Annotated in this window: 13 protein-coding genes, 3 tRNA genes and 1 pseudogene; 2 read left to right on the top strand and 15 right to left on the bottom strand. The window is 21.4% G+C overall.

Features of this window, described 5'->3' with window-relative positions:
- Nucleotides 1–115: 115 nt before the first annotated feature.
- The 10 genes and pseudogenes from H0H38_RS00190 to H0H38_RS00150 all read right to left on the bottom strand — a co-directional run bounded on the left by H0H38_RS00190 (nt 116) and on the right by H0H38_RS00150 (nt 10,408).
- Nucleotides 116–769, bottom strand: a complete 654-nt coding sequence (locus tag H0H38_RS00190; RefSeq protein ID WP_317168648.1) for a lysophospholipid acyltransferase family protein — start codon at nt 767–769, stop codon at nt 116–118.
- Nucleotides 770–787: 18 nt separating this feature from the next.
- Nucleotides 788–2,575, bottom strand: coding sequence for a cytochrome c biogenesis protein (locus H0H38_RS02795; RefSeq protein ID WP_238785405.1), 1,788 nt, complete (start codon nt 2,573–2,575; stop codon nt 788–790).
- A gap of 53 nt (nt 2,576–2,628) precedes the next feature.
- On the bottom strand, nt 2,629–4,047 hold the full coding sequence (locus tag H0H38_RS02790; protein ID WP_238785404.1) for a cytochrome c biogenesis protein ResB: 1,419 nt from the start codon (nt 4,045–4,047) through the stop codon (nt 2,629–2,631).
- 33 nt (nt 4,048–4,080) lie between these two features.
- Nucleotides 4,081–4,869 carry an MBL fold metallo-hydrolase gene (locus H0H38_RS00180; protein WP_185872787.1) on the bottom strand — a complete coding sequence of 263 codons (789 nt, stop codon included), beginning with the start codon at nt 4,867–4,869 and terminating at the stop codon, nt 4,081–4,083.
- A gap of 1 nt (nt 4,870) precedes the next feature.
- On the bottom strand, nt 4,871–5,866 hold the full coding sequence (recA, locus tag H0H38_RS00175; RefSeq protein ID WP_185872786.1) for a recombinase RecA: 996 nt from the start codon (nt 5,864–5,866) through the stop codon (nt 4,871–4,873).
- Nucleotides 5,867–5,967: 101 nt separating this feature from the next.
- Nucleotides 5,968–6,810: a lytic transglycosylase domain-containing protein gene (locus H0H38_RS00170; RefSeq protein ID WP_185872785.1), complete on the bottom strand. Its 843-nt coding sequence runs from the start codon at nt 6,808–6,810 to the stop codon at nt 5,968–5,970.
- 544 nt (nt 6,811–7,354) lie between these two features.
- Nucleotides 7,355–7,510, bottom strand: a pseudogene (tatA, locus tag H0H38_RS02785) (twin-arginine translocase TatA/TatE family subunit); the annotation flags it as partial.
- Between the two features lie 43 nt (nt 7,511–7,553).
- A complete protein-coding gene (locus H0H38_RS00160; protein WP_185872783.1) occupies nt 7,554–8,579 on the bottom strand; it encodes a sugar phosphate nucleotidyltransferase in 1,026 nt (341 codons plus the stop codon).
- Nucleotides 8,576–8,968 carry a dCTP deaminase/dUTPase family protein gene (locus H0H38_RS00155; RefSeq protein ID WP_185872782.1) on the bottom strand — a complete coding sequence of 131 codons (393 nt, stop codon included), beginning with the start codon at nt 8,966–8,968 and terminating at the stop codon, nt 8,576–8,578. The genes H0H38_RS00160 and H0H38_RS00155 overlap by 4 nt, the downstream gene beginning before the upstream one ends.
- Nucleotides 8,969–10,408, bottom strand: a complete 1,440-nt coding sequence (locus H0H38_RS00150; RefSeq protein WP_185872781.1) for a lipopolysaccharide biosynthesis protein — start codon at nt 10,406–10,408, stop codon at nt 8,969–8,971.
- A gap of 104 nt (nt 10,409–10,512) precedes the next feature.
- Here H0H38_RS00150 and clpP point away from each other — a divergent pair, with 104 nt between their 5' ends.
- Nucleotides 10,513–11,193, top strand: a complete 681-nt coding sequence (gene clpP / locus H0H38_RS00145) for an ATP-dependent Clp endopeptidase proteolytic subunit ClpP (RefSeq protein WP_185872780.1) — start codon at nt 10,513–10,515, stop codon at nt 11,191–11,193.
- A gap of 4 nt (nt 11,194–11,197) precedes the next feature.
- Here clpP and H0H38_RS00140 read toward each other — a convergent pair.
- The 4 genes from H0H38_RS00140 to H0H38_RS00125 all read right to left on the bottom strand — a co-directional run bounded on the left by H0H38_RS00140 (nt 11,198) and on the right by H0H38_RS00125 (nt 11,972).
- Nucleotides 11,198–11,271 (bottom strand) — tRNA-Arg (locus H0H38_RS00140).
- 27 nt (nt 11,272–11,298) lie between these two features.
- Nucleotides 11,299–11,373, bottom strand: a tRNA-Pro gene (locus H0H38_RS00135).
- A 13-nt stretch (nt 11,374–11,386) separates the two neighbouring features.
- A tRNA-Ser gene (locus H0H38_RS00130) sits at nt 11,387–11,474 on the bottom strand.
- A 21-nt stretch (nt 11,475–11,495) separates the two neighbouring features.
- Nucleotides 11,496–11,972 carry an Lrp/AsnC family transcriptional regulator gene (locus H0H38_RS00125; RefSeq protein ID WP_185872779.1) on the bottom strand — a complete coding sequence of 159 codons (477 nt, stop codon included), beginning with the start codon at nt 11,970–11,972 and terminating at the stop codon, nt 11,496–11,498.
- Between the two features lie 149 nt (nt 11,973–12,121).
- Here H0H38_RS00125 and tsaD point away from each other — a divergent pair, with 149 nt between their 5' ends.
- Complete coding sequence (tsaD, locus tag H0H38_RS00120; protein ID WP_185872778.1) at nt 12,122–13,150, top strand: tRNA (adenosine(37)-N6)-threonylcarbamoyltransferase complex transferase subunit TsaD; 1,029 nt, start codon at nt 12,122–12,124, stop codon at nt 13,148–13,150.
- Here the strand turns inward: tsaD and gcvP are convergent.
- Entirely contained in the window at nt 13,147–16,062 is a 2,916-nt protein-coding gene (gene gcvP, locus H0H38_RS00115; RefSeq protein WP_185872777.1) for an aminomethyl-transferring glycine dehydrogenase, read from the bottom strand. The genes tsaD and gcvP overlap by 4 nt on opposite strands.
- Nucleotides 16,063–16,146 lie beyond the last annotated feature (84 nt).

Genomic DNA, 16,146 nt, shown 5'->3' with positions numbered 1-16,146 from the left:
TATTAATAATTTTTATTATTATATTTAGGAGATTGTTCAATTGCATCCATAATTTTTTCCATAATATTTTTTGTTGTATCATTTTTTAAATCTAATTGAATAGGTTGGTTAAAAATCATTTTTTGTACAATTCCTTTTTGTTTAATTTTAATTCCTTTTTTATCATAAGCTTTATATAAAATCCATCTATTACAATAGGAACTACTATAGGATTATATTTTTTTATTACATGAACTATTCCTCTTCTAACAGGAGCACATGCTTTAGTCGTTCCTTGTGGAAAAGTAATTAACCATCCATCATTTAATGCTATTCCCATACGATAAATTTCTGATAAATCAATATATTGTTTTTTATTATTTTCAGTAATCCATGATCTATTAACTGTAATTCCTCCTGAATAATTAAATAATTTAGTTAAAATTCCATGATTCATAGTTTTTTTTGCTGCAACAAAATATAAATTCATTATTGGATTTAATAGATAAATTGGATTTTTGATAGTATTCAAAAATCCATTTTTTACACTACAAAAAACATGAAACATCGCAAAAACATCTGCAAAATATGTTTGATGATTAGAAACAAAAAGAACTTGGTTCTTTGGAAGATTTTGTATGTATTCTGTTCCTTTTAAAGATAATTGATTGAATCCATTATATCTCTTATAAGAGAGACAACCAAAAGTAAATATTAAAAAACGTTTAATAAAATTAAAATGGACAAATGCGTCTCTAAATAAAGTACTTTTTTTATATTTATATTTCAATTTAAATAATATCGATAATCATTTAACTTTTTTACTAACAATATAATTATTAATACTATACTTATTGGAATAAAATGAAAATATTGAAATACAACATAAAAGACATAAATATACATATATCCAATATGGAATATATATTGAATCTCCTTTAGCATAAGAATGTAATCCAGATAAATAATAATTTACTCCAAAATAAGTCATTATAATAGATAATATTGCAAACATACTAGAAAAATTAAAAATTATAAAATTTTTACTTATAGATGGAATTAGTCTTAAATGCAAAATACAAGCATATACCATAATACTAATTAACGCCCAAGTTTCTTTTGGATCCCAACTCCAATACCTCCCCCAACTGACATTTGCCCAAATAGAACCTAAAAATGTACCTATAGTTAATAAAAATAATCCTATAGTTATACTAATTTCATTAATTATTGTCAATTGACGAATTTTAATATTTATTATTTTTTTATAATTTTTATTATAATTCTTGATTATATTTAAAATTAATACAAAAAATCCTATCACAGATCCTGTAAAAAAAAATCCATAACTAGATGTAATTATAGCAACATGTATAATTAACCAATGTGATTTTAATACTGGAACTAAATGTGTTATCTCTGGATCCATAATATCTCCACTTGCTATAAATAATAAAATAAAAGAACATAAAGAAGTAATTCCTATAACAAATTTATTTTTAATAAATAATAATCCAATGGCTATCAAACACCAACTAATAAAAATAGAAGATTCATATCCATTACTCCAAGGAGGATGTCCAGCAATATACCATCTTAAAATTAATCCAAATAATTCTAAAAAAAATGATAAAAATATAATGGATGATAAAATATTATAAAAATAATTTATGTATTTATTATCATAAAAAATATTATAAAAAGAACAAATAATTAATAATATTCCAATTAATAAGTAAATAAATGGTAATAAATAAAATATATTTAATTTATTATATAATATTTCCATATAAATTTTTGTATTCGATGGTAAAATAGATTTTTTTGTATATTGTATTTGATATAATTTTATTTTTTTTACTTCATTATCGGCAAAATTCCAATTATTTTTATATTGTGATTTGAATAAAGATCTTAAATAATTATTAAACATTATAAATCCAATCGTATTAATTTTATTATCATAAAAATTATTATTTATAATCCAACTTGACCATGTATTATTATTATCATTTTTTATTGGAAAAATACGAAGATATTTTCCTTGAAAAATTTCATGTAAAATTCCAATTTTTTCACTTAAGTTGATAACTGCTTTATCATACTTATTTCTTGTGGCAGGATTTTTAGAAAAAGCTAATTCATAATCGTTTTGAAAAATAAACATTAATTTTGATTGATTTGCATTAAAAGAATATAAATCAATCATTGATACATATCCATCTTTATTTGATTTTGCTTTATATAAAAAATGTTTTCCACCTGTTTTATCGACTTTAATAAATGGAACTTTAGTCCAAAATAGACTATTTTGATGAATTGATATTATCCATTGATTAGCGTTAATATTTCCAATATAACTTTTTTTATGTATTTTTCTTAGTAAATCTAATGCTAAACTATGTATTGGTTTTATTCTACCTTGTTCATCTTGTACTAATAATTTACTAAAATTTTCTCCATGTTTTTTAGAAATATTAATATTTTGTGATATAGTATTTAAATAAATTTGATTATTATTGTGATTATTTGAATATAAAACATTATTAGTGATAAATAAAAAAAATAGTATAATTTTATATACATTTTTTAACATAAAGTTGATCATATTTATGATAATTATTATTTTATGAGTTAAAAAATAATTAATTAAATTTTAGATAATATTTTTAATTGTTGTATTAAAAAATTAAATCTAGATTTTTTCCAAAATAATGTTATTATCATTCCAATACTCATTATTCCATATCCTATATATGAAAATAAAGTTCCTAAATAATCATTATTTACATAAAGATGTGTTCCTTTTTTATCGGAATTATATCCAGACTGAAAAAATTTATATCCTTTATAATTTAAAATATGATTCATATAAATATCATAGTTATATTGATGTTGATTATCTATTAAAGTAACATTACTAATAAAAGAAGAAGGAAAATCAGATCCAGGATAATTTTCTATGTTAAATTTATTTAATTTAATTATAAAAGGAAGTTTAATAACAATAGATCCATATCCTACAGAAATATATTTTCCATTTAATTGTATAGCTGAACTCATTTTATGAGTATTTTTACCACCTAAAAATGTAATTAATTGAGATGTATTTTGAAAAGTAATTTTAGCAGTAATTGCGTCTAAATAATCCGTTTTATTTTCACTAGAAGAAGTTATATAAATAATTTTTCCAATTTTAATTTTATCAGGAATTACCCATTGAATATTTTTATTATTATTTTTATCATAAATTTGATATAATGTTTTTAATTTTAAAGGGGTTATTTGTTTTTTTAATAAAAAATTTAATTTATTATTAATTATATTAATATTAATGGCTAAAAAAGATGATTTAATAAATAATTTATTTTTTTTTTCAAGAATTTGTATTCCATAAGGAATTTTTTTATTTAAAGAAAATAAAATTCCATTAATATTAATTGATGTTCCATTTTTTAAAAAAAATTCTTTTCTTTTTCCTTGTTTAGATGAAATAATTTTAATGATTTTTTCTCCTCTATCATTTTCAATAAAAGTTTCCTTAGCATAAGGAATATAATTTAGAATTTTAATCTTGATAAGATTTTTTTTATAACAAAAATTTACATTAGATGTTTTATGGTGAAAAGGAGATAATATATAAGGAACTTTATATTCTTTTATAGAATTATTAAATTGACTTTTAATTTTTAATTTTAAAAAACTTTTCTCTGAAATTACATTTCTATTTATATTTCCTTCTCTAAGGAACATGATTCCTTCAAAACTAAAATATCTAGAAAACACACCTCCAATAAATATAAAAATAAATGATAAATGAAAAAGAAAGATTGGTATTTTGTTATATTTCCATAATTTATATTTATATATATTTATTATTAAATGAATTATAAATAAACATATAATTATTTCAAACCAATGTGAATTATAGATATATATTTTAGCTATATCTGTAGAATATTTTTTTTCTAACAATGTTCCAATAGCCATTATTATTGCTATTATAATAAATAATAAAGAAGTTATTTTATTAGAAAAAAAAATTTGTTTAAAAACCTTTTTTATCATTTAAATCATATACTAAAAAATATAGAAACAATATTATATTTCTATTTCTAATCCATCATAAGCTAAATATATATTTTTAGGTAATTTTGCTTGAACTTTTTCATGAAATCCTAAAAAATGACTTATATGTGTAATATAAGCTTTTTTTGGATTAATACATTTTATCATTTTTAATGAATTATATAATAAATTACTATTAGTGGGAATAATATTAATATTATACGAAGATCTTCTTAAGATATTTAAAACTAAAATATCTAATCCTTTTAATTTACTTTTTGTAGTAATAGGAATACTACTTGCATCTGTTATATATGCAAAATTATCTATACGAAATCCTAAAATTAGTAATTTACCATGCCATATATATAAAGGAATAATTTCAATATTATCTATAAATACAGGCGTTTCATTTAGTTCATAAATAGAAAGATTAGATCTATTTGATGTGATGATATTTTTATTTTGTTTTTTAAAAATATAATCAAATCTATTTTTAATATGTGTTATCACACGACGTAATCCATAAATTGGTATTGATTTATTATTACAATTTAAAGGACGAATATCATCTAATCCACCTATATGATCTTGATGTTCATGTGTTATAAAAATAGCATCTAATTTTTTATAATTTGTTCTTAACATTTGATAACGAAAATCTGGACTACAATCTATTAAAAATATTTTATTTTTTATTTCTATAATAATAGAACTTCTAAGTCTTTTATCTTTTGCACATTTTGATAAACATACAGGATGTGTTGACCCTATAATTGGGACTCCTTGTGAATTACCAGTTCCTAAAAAAGTAATTTTCATATTAGTTTATAAAATATTGTTGTATAATATTTGTTTTTATTTTATTTCTAATATTTTTTTCACATTTTAAAAATTCTTTTACAGAATCTCTTCCTTGTCCTAAATTAATAGATCCATAACTAAACCAAGATCCATTTTTTGTTATAATTCCTGCATTTACACCAATATCCAAAATTTCACCAATTTTAGAAATTCCTTCTCCATATATTATATCAAATTCCGCAGTTTTAAATGGTGGAGATAATTTATTTTTTACTACTTTTACTTTAGTTCTATTGCCTAAAATATTTTCTCCATTTTTAATATGAACTCCTTTTCTAATATCTAATCTTATCGATGAATAAAATTTTAATGCATTACCACCAGTTGTAACTTCTGGATTTCCATAAACTCCAATTTTTTCTCTTAATTGATTAATAAAAATAAGAATACTTTTTGATTTTCCTATACTAGATATTAATTTTCTTAAAGCTTGTGACATTAATCTAGCTTGTAATCCAATTTTAGATTCACCCATTTCTCCTTCTATTTCACTTTTAGGAGTTAAAGCGGCAACAGAATCTACTACAATTATATCAATTATTCCAGATCTAATTAAATTATCAACAATTTCTAAAGCTTGTTCACCATTATCTGGTTGAGAAATAATTAATTCTTTAATATTAACACCTATTTTTTTTGCATAAATACAATCAAAAGCATGTTCAACATCAATAAATCCTGCAAATCCACCCATTTTTTGAGATTGAGTAATAGCATGTAAAGCTAATGTAGTTTTTCCAGAAGATTCTGGACCAAATATCTCTATAATTCTACCTTTTGGAAATCCTTTAATTCCTAAAGCAATATCTAAACTTAAAGATCCAGAAGATACAATTTCCAAATTTTCCATATGAAAATCACCCAGTTTCATAACTGTTCCTTTTCCATAAGTTTGATCAAATTTTTCTAATACTAATTTTAAGGATTGTTTTTTTTGTTCAAAATTTTTATTCATAATTTGTTATAGCAAAAAATATATAAATCAATATGTAGAAAATGATAATTTTACTTTAAAAATTCAACTTTATTTTTTATAAAAACATAATTATTTTTTAATTATCCATATGGAATATTGTGTTCTTTATAATAATTCATTAAATAATGAATTGCTATAAATCTAGTAATATAATTTTTTGTTATTTTTGGTAGTAAAGAATTTAAAATTTTCCAATTTTCTTGTTTATTATATGCTCTATTTTTTAATATTTTATTAATTTTTTTAGGTCCTATGTTATATGCATATAAAACTAATTCCCAATTTTTAATTTTATCATATAAATATCTAAAATATCTACAAGCTGCTTCTGTTGATTTAATAGGATCTATTCTATCATCATGAATTTGATTCATTTTTAGTCCATATATTTTTCCAGTTTCATACATAAATTGCCACAGGCCTTTAGCTCCCATGATAGAAGTTGCATATGGATTTAAACTAGATTCTAGAATTGCTATATATTTTAATTCTTTTGGTAGATGATGATATTCTAATTTTTTTTCTATCATAGGAAAATAAAAAGTTGCTAAATAAAGCATTTTTCCTATATATTTACTCATTCTTAAATAACTTTCTATTGATGCATGTACCATTGTATTATATTTCAATATTTTTATTTTAGATTGTTTATTTAAATGATTAATTCTAAATTTTAAATTTTTTTCTTCTATATTAGTAATAATTGATTTTTTTTTATTTTTACAAATTTTTTCAAACATGCCTCCCCATAATTTATCTATATTTTTATGTTGATAAGAATTTGGATATTGTTTTATAGAAGCAGTTACATGTTTATATCTTTTAGAAGAAGATATTTTTAATGATAATGATGCTGAATATAAAGTAATAGTTTTTAATAATAAAAGTATAAATAATATAATATTTCTTAATTTTGTTTTCATTATTAGTTAGATATAATAATACTCTTCTAATAAACTAACAGCTAACAGAAAAATCAAAGAAAAAATTATATGATAATTTTTAATATATTATTTATATATAATAATCTAATCTTTGTAAATGTTATTATGTTATATGATAATTAAAATATTATAATACTATTATTTTAACATATTTACTTTTACTATTGTTGATTGAATTTTTATTTTTATCATTAAATTAATTATAGCAAAAATTCTAATTTTTTATTCTTCAAAATGAAAATTTCAATTTTAGTATTATAATTATGATTTTTGATTAAAATTTGAATTTATCATCATTATTATTAGATATTGTTTCTGATTCAGATTTTAATTTATCATTATTATTATTAGATATTGTTTCTGATTCAGATTTTAATTTATCATTATTATTATTAGATATTGTTTCTGATTCAGATTTTAATTTATCATCATTATTATTAGATATTGTTTCTGATTCAGATTTGAATGTATCATCATTATTATTAGATATTGTTTCTGATTCAGATTTTAATTTATTATTATTATTTTCATCATTAGAAGCTTTTTTGAATTCTTTCAATCCTATTCCTAATCCTCTCATTAATTCTGGTATTTTTTTTCCACCAAATAGTAATAAGGCAAGAATAACAATAACAACAATTTCTGCTGTTCCAAATGTTCCAAATAAAGTCAAATTCATATTATTATGAATAATATAAAAAAACAAATATAAATAAATAAAATTATATATTTTGTACAGTGGAATAATCTCCTAAATTTATTTGTTTAGTTTTTTCTGTAAATTTTACATAATTTCCAATTATAGATTTTTTAATATTAATATATTTTAATATTGTATAGTCTTGTATTATAGATTGTTGTATAAAACTATTTTTTATATTTGTAAATTTTCCTATTGATGTATAGGGACCAATAACACTATTTTCAATAAAAACATCTTTTTCAATATAAGATGGAGATATAATTATACTATTCGTTATCATTGATTTTTTATGAATCAATTTTTGTTTTTTAGATTCAATATAAAGAATGGCAGAATTAGAAATAATTGTTTTTTCTGGATCTCCAAAATCCATCCATTGATATACTTCTTTACTAAGAAATGATATTCCTTTTTTTCGCATATTTTCTAATACATCAGTAAATTGATATTCTTGATTATTAGATAATTTATTATCTAACAAATATTTTAATTCATTTTTTAAAATAGAACTATTTTTAAAATAATAAATTCCAATAATAGCTATATTAGAAGTTATTTTTGTTGGTTTTTCTAAAAAATTAGTAATATATCCTGATGAATTGCATTTTACAATTCCAAAATAATAAGGATTTGTAACTTTTTTTGTCCATATAATATTATCTGCATGAATATTTTGAATTAAATATTTTTCTTTATTATAAAATAGAGTGTCAGAAAATGCTATAATAATAGGTCCGGTTAATGATTTATGTGCTTTAAATATAGCATCAGCAGTACCTAATGGTTGATCTTGATAATAAAATTTTATGGATATACCAAAATGTTTAGTAACATTTATTATGTGATGTTCTATTTTATTTTTTTCTGAATGATTAATAATAAAAATAATTTCATCTATAAAATATGGATCAACTATTTCTAATAAAGATTTTATTAATCTATTTAATAATGGTTGTCCTACTATATTAAATAATGGTTTAGGCGTTGTAATAGTTTGTGGGCGCAATCTTGTCCCTTTTCCTGCCATTGGAATTATAATTTTCATATTCCTGTACTGCCAAATCCTTTATTTTTTCTTTTACTTTTACTAAGTGTATAACAGAAAATCCATTTAATTTTTGGTTCTTTATATAAATCTATTATAGCAAGTTTTTCATTAGGATAAATAATAATATTTTTTGAAATCATATTAATCATAATAATTTGTACTTGTTTATAAAAATGTGGTTTTCTATAAATTTTTTTTGCAAAATGAATAACACAAATAATTCCAAAATTAATTAATTGTTTTCTTATTAAGAATATAATTTTATTTGTTATAGACCATTTTAAGTATAAATTTGTAGGTATTAATTTTCTTGCTAAATAATTAATAATAATAGGTTTATTAATATATGCATATAATAAACTATAATTTATAATTTTTTTTTGCATTTATTTAAAATGCTTTTTTTTATTAAAAAAATGATTTTGTTCTAAAAATAAAAATAAAATTAAATATAAAAATTGAAAAAATAATCGATATTTTAAATTTTTACTACAAAATTCAATATATACTATAATAATAGCACAAAATAAATGAATAATTATATTCCAAGTTTTTCTAAAATGTTGAAAAAATAAAAAATATAAAATTATAAGCATAGAACCATAAGATAATAATGTACCCCAAGCAGGAATCATAAAACTATTTTTATAATTAGGAAAACGAATAAAAATTATATTGAATATAAATGTAATAATTACACCAATTATAGATATGTATGTTCCAATAATAGGTTTATCTATAACTTTATAAAAAATAGATAAATTTGTATAAATTCCTAATAATAAATTGCCCATCATTACGATTGGAATAATTGAAATAGCTAAATGATATCTTTTATTAATTAATAATTTGATAATATCAGAAATATTTCCACATATTAAAATATAAAAAATTAATCCAAATAAAATAAATGTATATATTAATTTTTCATAATAATATTCTGCATTATAATCTTTTGATTTTTTAAAAAAAAATGGTTCAACTCCTAATCTAAAAGATTTTAAATATAAAGTCATAAAAGATGCTATTTTATAACATGCTGAATATGCTCCATTTATTGTATCAGAGCCCCATCTTTTAATTAATATTTTATCTAAATTTTCATTAATAGAAAAAGCAATGCTGCTTAACATAATTGGAATTCCATAAATTAACATTTCTTTAGATAATTTGAAATTAAAATTTTTTATTTTAACTTGTTTTATAATAATTGAAAATGTGAATAAAAAATTACTGATAGAAGCAATTAAATTTGAAAAAAATATATATCCTGTTTTATCTGTAAAGGCATTGATAATATTAAATAATAAAAAATACATATTATTTATATGATTATTATTAATATTATTATAACAAAAAAACATATATATGATTAAAAAAGATTGTATTAAAATATTAATCATATTAATTATTGTATATTTTAAAGCCATTTCTTTAGATCTTAACCAGGCCATAGGTAAAATACAAATAGTATCAAAAAATATTATTAAAATAAACATGATTACATATTCTAAATGATTTTTATATCCAATAATATGAATTAAGTATTTTAATAATATTATTGATAATATTAAATAAAATGAAGATATTATAAATTGCATTATTACGGCTGTTGAAAATACTACTTTAGATGTATAGTTTGTTTTAGATTTAAATCTAAAATAGGTATTTTCTAATCCAAAAGATAAAAATGAAATAGCAATAAAAGATAGAGAATACATATCTGTATAAATAGAAAATTCTGAAATTTGTAAATTTTGAGTAAAAAATTTTATAAAAATATAATTTACAATTCTTGGGAAAATACATCCCAATGAATAAATCATAGTTTGAATTGCTAATTTTTTATACACTATAATAATTTATATGAATTAATTATATAATTTTTATATTTTATATAAAATTTTTTATAACAAATTGAGTAATTATAATGAATGATTATCAACTAAATTCAGAAGAATTTCTTAAATACGCTATTAAACATCATAAAATAAATAGTCTTTTGTTAGAACAATATATAAAATTAATGACTCCTTATATTGTTGAAGAAAGAAAATTGAATATAGCACAAATGGATGTATTTTCTAGATTAATGATGGATCGTGTGATATTTCTAGGAACTCATATTAGTGATCAAATAGCTAATATTATTCAGGCTCAATTATTATTTTTACAGTCTTTAGATTCTTCTAAAGACATACAAATTTATATTAATTCACCTGGAGGAGAAGTCCATGCTGGATTAGGTATTTATGATACTATGCAAATTATTGAACCAGATGTTGCAACTATTTGTACTGGAGTTGCAGCATCTATGGCCGCTATTTTACTTTGTGCTGGAGTAAAAAAGAAAAGATCTGGCTTAAAACATTCTAGAATTATGATTCATCAACCAATTGGAGGAACACATGGGCAAGCGTCAGATATAGAAATTACGGTACGTGAAATATTAAAATTAAAAAAAGAATTATATAAAATTATTTCTACACATTCTGGAAGAGATATAAGTAAAATAGAAAAAGATTCTGATAGAGATTATTGGATGACTTCTCAAGAAGCTAAAGAATATGGTATGATTGATGAAATTTTAATTAAAAAAAAACATAAATAGTTAGTGATCACGACAGGATTCGAACCTGTTACCTACTGCTTAGAAGGCAGTTGCTCTATCCATTTGAGCTACGTGACCATTGATGAGATTTATTATTATTTTGTGTCGGGGTAGCAGGATTTGAACCTACGATTTCCTGGTCCCAAACCAGGCGCGATAACCAGACTACGCTATACCCCGTTTATGCTTTATGCGGAGAATGTGGGATTCGAACCCACGCAGTATTTTTGATATACTGACAGTTTAGCAAACTGTTCCGTTAACCACTCCGGCAATTCTCCCACCACTACCAACACTTCAAATTATATATTAGATAATAATCTATTTTCATCATTAATACTTTCTTCTAAACAAATAGTAGATTCAGTTCTAATGACACCTTGAATTTGTCCTATTTGATCAATAATTGTTTTAGCATCTAAAATATCTCTAACAATAATTCTACAGAAAAAATTGTATATACCAGAAGTAATATATAATTGAACAATATTAGGAATTTTTTTGAGATATTTTTGCACAAATTGTGATTTTTTAGAATCTGATAATATACCAACTAAAATTTTCAGTTTAAATCCTAATGATTCGTAACCTATAATTAATCTACTTCCTCTAATAATTCCAGCATTTTCTAATTTTTTAACTCTTACGTGAATAGTCCCAACAGATAATGGTTTAATTTCTTTACTGATTTGTTTACTGATTTCAGTATATGGCATTCTAGCATTTAAATTTAATTTTTTTACAATAGTATTATCAATTTTATCAGTTCTTAGAATCATTGTTTTATATTTTGAATAAATAAATTTTTTATTAAAACTGTAGTAAAAAATTTGTTTATATTAATTTTTTATTATTATAAATATAAGTAATATTTAGTTTTAATTAAATCTTATTAATAATAATAAAAAATTTAATAATATTTTTATTAATGACATTAAAACAACCAATTATTATTCTAGGAATAGAATCATCATGTGATGATACAGCTGTATCTATTATTAGAAATAGAGAAGTAATATCTAATATTATTATTCATCAAACAATTCATAAAAAATATGGAGGTATTGTTCCAGAATTAGCATCTAGAGAACATGATAAATATTTATTTTCTACTGTAAATAAAGCTATTAAAATCGCTAATATTAAACGATCTCAACTTAATGCTGTGTCTGTCACTATAGGACCAGGATTAATAGGATCTTTATTAGTAGGTTATTCTTTTGCAAAATCATTTTCAATTGGATTAAATATTCCTCTTATTGAGGTTAATCATATACAAGCACATATATTATCACATTTTATACAAAATGCAAATTTAAATAATTCATTCCCAAAATTTCCATTTTTATGTTTAATGATTAGTGGAGCCCATACTCAAATTATTCAAGTAAATGATTTTTTTGATATGAAAATATTAGGATCTACTTTAGATGATGCTGTTGGTGAATCTTTAGATAAGATAGCAAGATTATTTGGATTTACTTATCCTGGAGCTATTTTTTTAGATAAATATTCTAAATTAGGAAATAATAAAAAATTTTCTTTTTCTAAACCTAATGTAAAAGGATTAAATTTTAGTTTTAGTGGCTTAAAAAGTCAAGTTTATAGATTTATTCAATATCAATTAAAAGATAATTCCAATTTTATTAAAAATAATATTCACAGTTTATGTGCATCAATACAAAAAACAATTTCAGAAATTTTAATAGAAAAAATAATATTAGCAATGAAACAAACAAAAATTTTTAGAATTGTATTAGCAGGTGGAGTATCTGCTAATAATGAAATTAGAAAACAATTTTTTTCTTTAAAAAAAAAAAATATAGAAGTATTTATTCCGAAAAAAAAATATACTACTGATAATGGAGCAATGATAGCTCTTGTTGGATTTTTAAAATTTAAGAAAAAAAATTTTGTTACAATTAAACCGTATTCAAAATTTACTACTTTTTTTTAAGTACAATTACAAATTAAATTTCTATCTCCATATCCATCATTAATTCTAGATAATGATGGCCAAAATTTTCTTTCTTTTATCCAATTTAAAGGATAAGCCGCTTTTTCTTTAGAATAAGGATATTCCCATTTTTCATCTATAAAAATATCTATAGGATGAGGTGCATTGGTTAAAACATTATTTGTATGAGAAAACATTCCACATTTAATTTCATCAATTTCTTTGCGTATAGAAATTAAAGTATCTATAAAACGATCTAATTCTTCTTTAGATTCACTTTCAGTAGGTTCAATCATCATACATCCATTTACTGGAAAAGAAATTGTAGGAGCATGATATCCATAATCCATCATTCTTTTTGCTATATCTATTACTTCTATTCCTATACCTTTAAAAGGTCTACAATCTAATATTAATTCATGAGCTACTGTATTATTATCTCCTACATATAATATATTATAAAATTTTTTAATTTTTTCTTTAATATAATTAGCATTTAAAATAGCTATTTCTGTAGATTTTTTTAAACCATCTGGTCCTAATAATCTAATATAAGCATAAGATATAGTTAAAATTAAAGGAGATCCATATGGAGCAGAAGAAATAGTTAATGTTGTATTATGATTATTTTGTTGTTCTTTATGTTTATTGGGATTTAAAGGATGATTAGGAAGAAAAGGTATTAAATGTGAAGCTACACAAATAGGACCCATTCCAGGACCGCCACCACCATGAGGAATAGCAAAAGTTTTATGTAAATTAATATGACATACATCTACTCCTATATTTGATGGTTTAATTAATCCTACTTGTGCATTTAAATTTGCTCCATCCATATAAACTTGACCTCCATTTGTATGAATAGCATATAATATTTCTATTATATTATTTTCGTATACCCCATGAGTAGATGGATAAGTAATCATTAATACAGATAAAACATCTTTATATTTTTTTATTTTATCAAATAAATCATGTTGATCAATAGATCCATTCTTATTCGTATTTATTATAACTATTTTCATTCCAGCCATTTTAGCTGATGCTGGATTAGTTCCATGTGAAGAAGATGGAATTAATGCAACATTTCTATGAGATTCATCGATCGAATTATGAAAATATTTAATAACCATTAATCCAGCATATTCTCCTTGTGCTCCTGAATTAGGTTGTAAAGATATACCATCAAATCCAGTAATTTGTGTTAAATATTTTTTAAAATTATTAATTATTATATTATATCCTTTAGTTTGATTAAATGGAGAAAAAGGATGTATATTCTGCCATTCATTTTTAGTAATTGAATATAATTCTACTGCAGAATTTAATTTCATTGTGCATGATCCTAATGGAATCATTGAATGAGTTAAAGATAAATCTTTTTTTTCTAATCTTTTAATATAACGAATAAGTTCATTTTCTTTATGATATTTTTTAAAAACTATATGATTTAAAAAAGTAGAATTTCTTTTTAAAAAGAAAGGAATTTTATGTTGTGTTATATTATTTGTAATTTTAAATTGTTTTAAATTAATTTTTTTATGTGTAGTTGCTTGATAAAAAATAGATAAAATTCTATATATATCTTTTTGTGATGTTGTTTCATCTAAAGTAATTGTTAATTGTTTTTTATTAGTAATATATCTAAAATTAGTTTTTTTTTGTTCTGCTATTTTTTTAATATCTTTTAAAGAAAATTGAGTATTATCATGTATTTTAATTCTAATTGTATCAAAATAAAATAAATTTTTTTGACTAATATTCTTAATATTATTTAATAGTAAAATTTCTAATTTTTTAGCATAATCATGAATTTTTGTTGCAATCATTTTAAGACCATGATATCCATGATATATAGCATACATAGATGCAATTATAGCAGTAAGTACTTGTGATGTACAAATATTTGATGTTGCTTTTTCTCTTTTAATATGCTGTTCTCTCATCTGTAAAGCCATTCTAAATGCTTTTTTATTTCGATTATCTATAGATTCTCCAATAATTCTTCCTGGAATAAAACGTTGATATTTTATATCAGTTGAAAAAAATGCTGCATGTGGTCCCCCATATCCCATAGGTAATCCAAATGATTGTGTTGTTCCAACTACTACATCTGGTTTATATTGCCATTCACCTGGTGGTAAAAGTAGAGATAATGCTAATAAATCAGCAGTAATAATAGTTGAAATATTATGTATATGTGCATATTTCATAATTTCAGTATAATCATTAATTTTTCCTGAAGCAGATGGATATGATAATAGTATTCCAAATATATTTTTATGTTTATATTTTGTTAAAACTGTATGAGAATCATGAATAATTTTAATTCCTAATCCATGACATCTTGTTTTTAAAACAGAAAAAGTTTGAGGAAAAATATCTTTTGATATAAAAAAATAATAAGATGATTGAATTACTTCTTTTTTTAATTTATATTGATAAAGCATAAACATCGCATCTGCTGATGCGGTGGCTTCATCTAACATAGATGCATTACTAATTGCCATTCCAGTAATATCTGAAATCATAGTTTGAAAATTCATTAATGCTTCTAAACGGCCTTGAGATATTTCAGATTGATAAGGTGTATAAGGCGTATACCAATTGGGATTTTCTAAAATATTTTGTTTAATTACTGATGGCATTATAGTATGTTTATATCCCATTCCTATATAAGATCTATATATTTGATTTTTTTTTCCAATATTATCAATATGATTTAGATATTCATATTCAGAAATTGAATTTGGAATCATTAATTTATTTTTTAACAGAATTTGTTTTGGTATGATTTTATTGATTAAATCTTGAATAGATTCACATTTTAATGTTTGTAACATCTGTTTAACTTCATTACAATATGGACCAATATGTCTGAAAGAAAATTGATTAATAAATTTTGTGTGCATAAACAATGATTTTCCATTTTTTAAGTTATACAAATATTATCATCGTATAAAAAAAATATACATTTATATATGAAAAATGTTATG

Source organism: Blattabacterium cuenoti (genome assembly GCF_014252355.1).
In the GTDB taxonomy this organism is placed as follows: Bacteria; Bacteroidota; Bacteroidia; order Flavobacteriales; family Blattabacteriaceae; genus Blattabacterium; species Blattabacterium cuenoti_AD.
This window is presented reverse-complemented; position numbering and strand designations above follow the sequence as displayed.

Bases quoted from the DNA above. Each gene is read 5' to 3' on its own strand.
- H0H38_RS02795 (WP_238785405.1), bottom strand. From the start codon at position 2,575: ATGTTAAAAAATGTATATAAAATTATACTATTTTTTTTATTTATCACT.
- H0H38_RS02790 (WP_238785404.1), bottom strand. From the start codon at position 4,047: ATGATAAAAAAGGTTTTTAAACAAATTTTTTTTTCTAATAAAATAACT.
- H0H38_RS00180 (WP_185872787.1), bottom strand. From the start codon at position 4,869: ATGAAAATTACTTTTTTAGGAACTGGTAATTCACAAGGAGTCCCAATT.
- recA (WP_185872786.1), bottom strand. From the start codon at position 5,866: ATGAATAAAAATTTTGAACAAAAAAAACAATCCTTAAAATTAGTATTA.
- H0H38_RS00170 (WP_185872785.1), bottom strand. From the start codon at position 6,810: ATGAAAACAAAATTAAGAAATATTATATTATTTATACTTTTATTATTA.
- H0H38_RS00160 (WP_185872783.1), bottom strand. From the start codon at position 8,579: ATGAAAATTATAATTCCAATGGCAGGAAAAGGGACAAGATTGCGCCCA.
- H0H38_RS00155 (WP_185872782.1), bottom strand. From the start codon at position 8,968: ATGCAAAAAAAAATTATAAATTATAGTTTATTATATGCATATATTAAT.
- H0H38_RS00150 (WP_185872781.1), bottom strand. From the start codon at position 10,408: ATGATTTATTCATTGGGATGTATTTTCCCAAGAATTGTAAATTATATT.
- clpP (WP_185872780.1), top strand. From the start codon at position 10,513: ATGAATGATTATCAACTAAATTCAGAAGAATTTCTTAAATACGCTATT.
- H0H38_RS00125 (WP_185872779.1), bottom strand. From the start codon at position 11,972: ATGATTCTAAGAACTGATAAAATTGATAATACTATTGTAAAAAAATTA.
- tsaD (WP_185872778.1), top strand. From the start codon at position 12,122: ATGACATTAAAACAACCAATTATTATTCTAGGAATAGAATCATCATGT.
- gcvP (WP_185872777.1), bottom strand. From the start codon at position 16,062: ATGCACACAAAATTTATTAATCAATTTTCTTTCAGACATATTGGTCCA.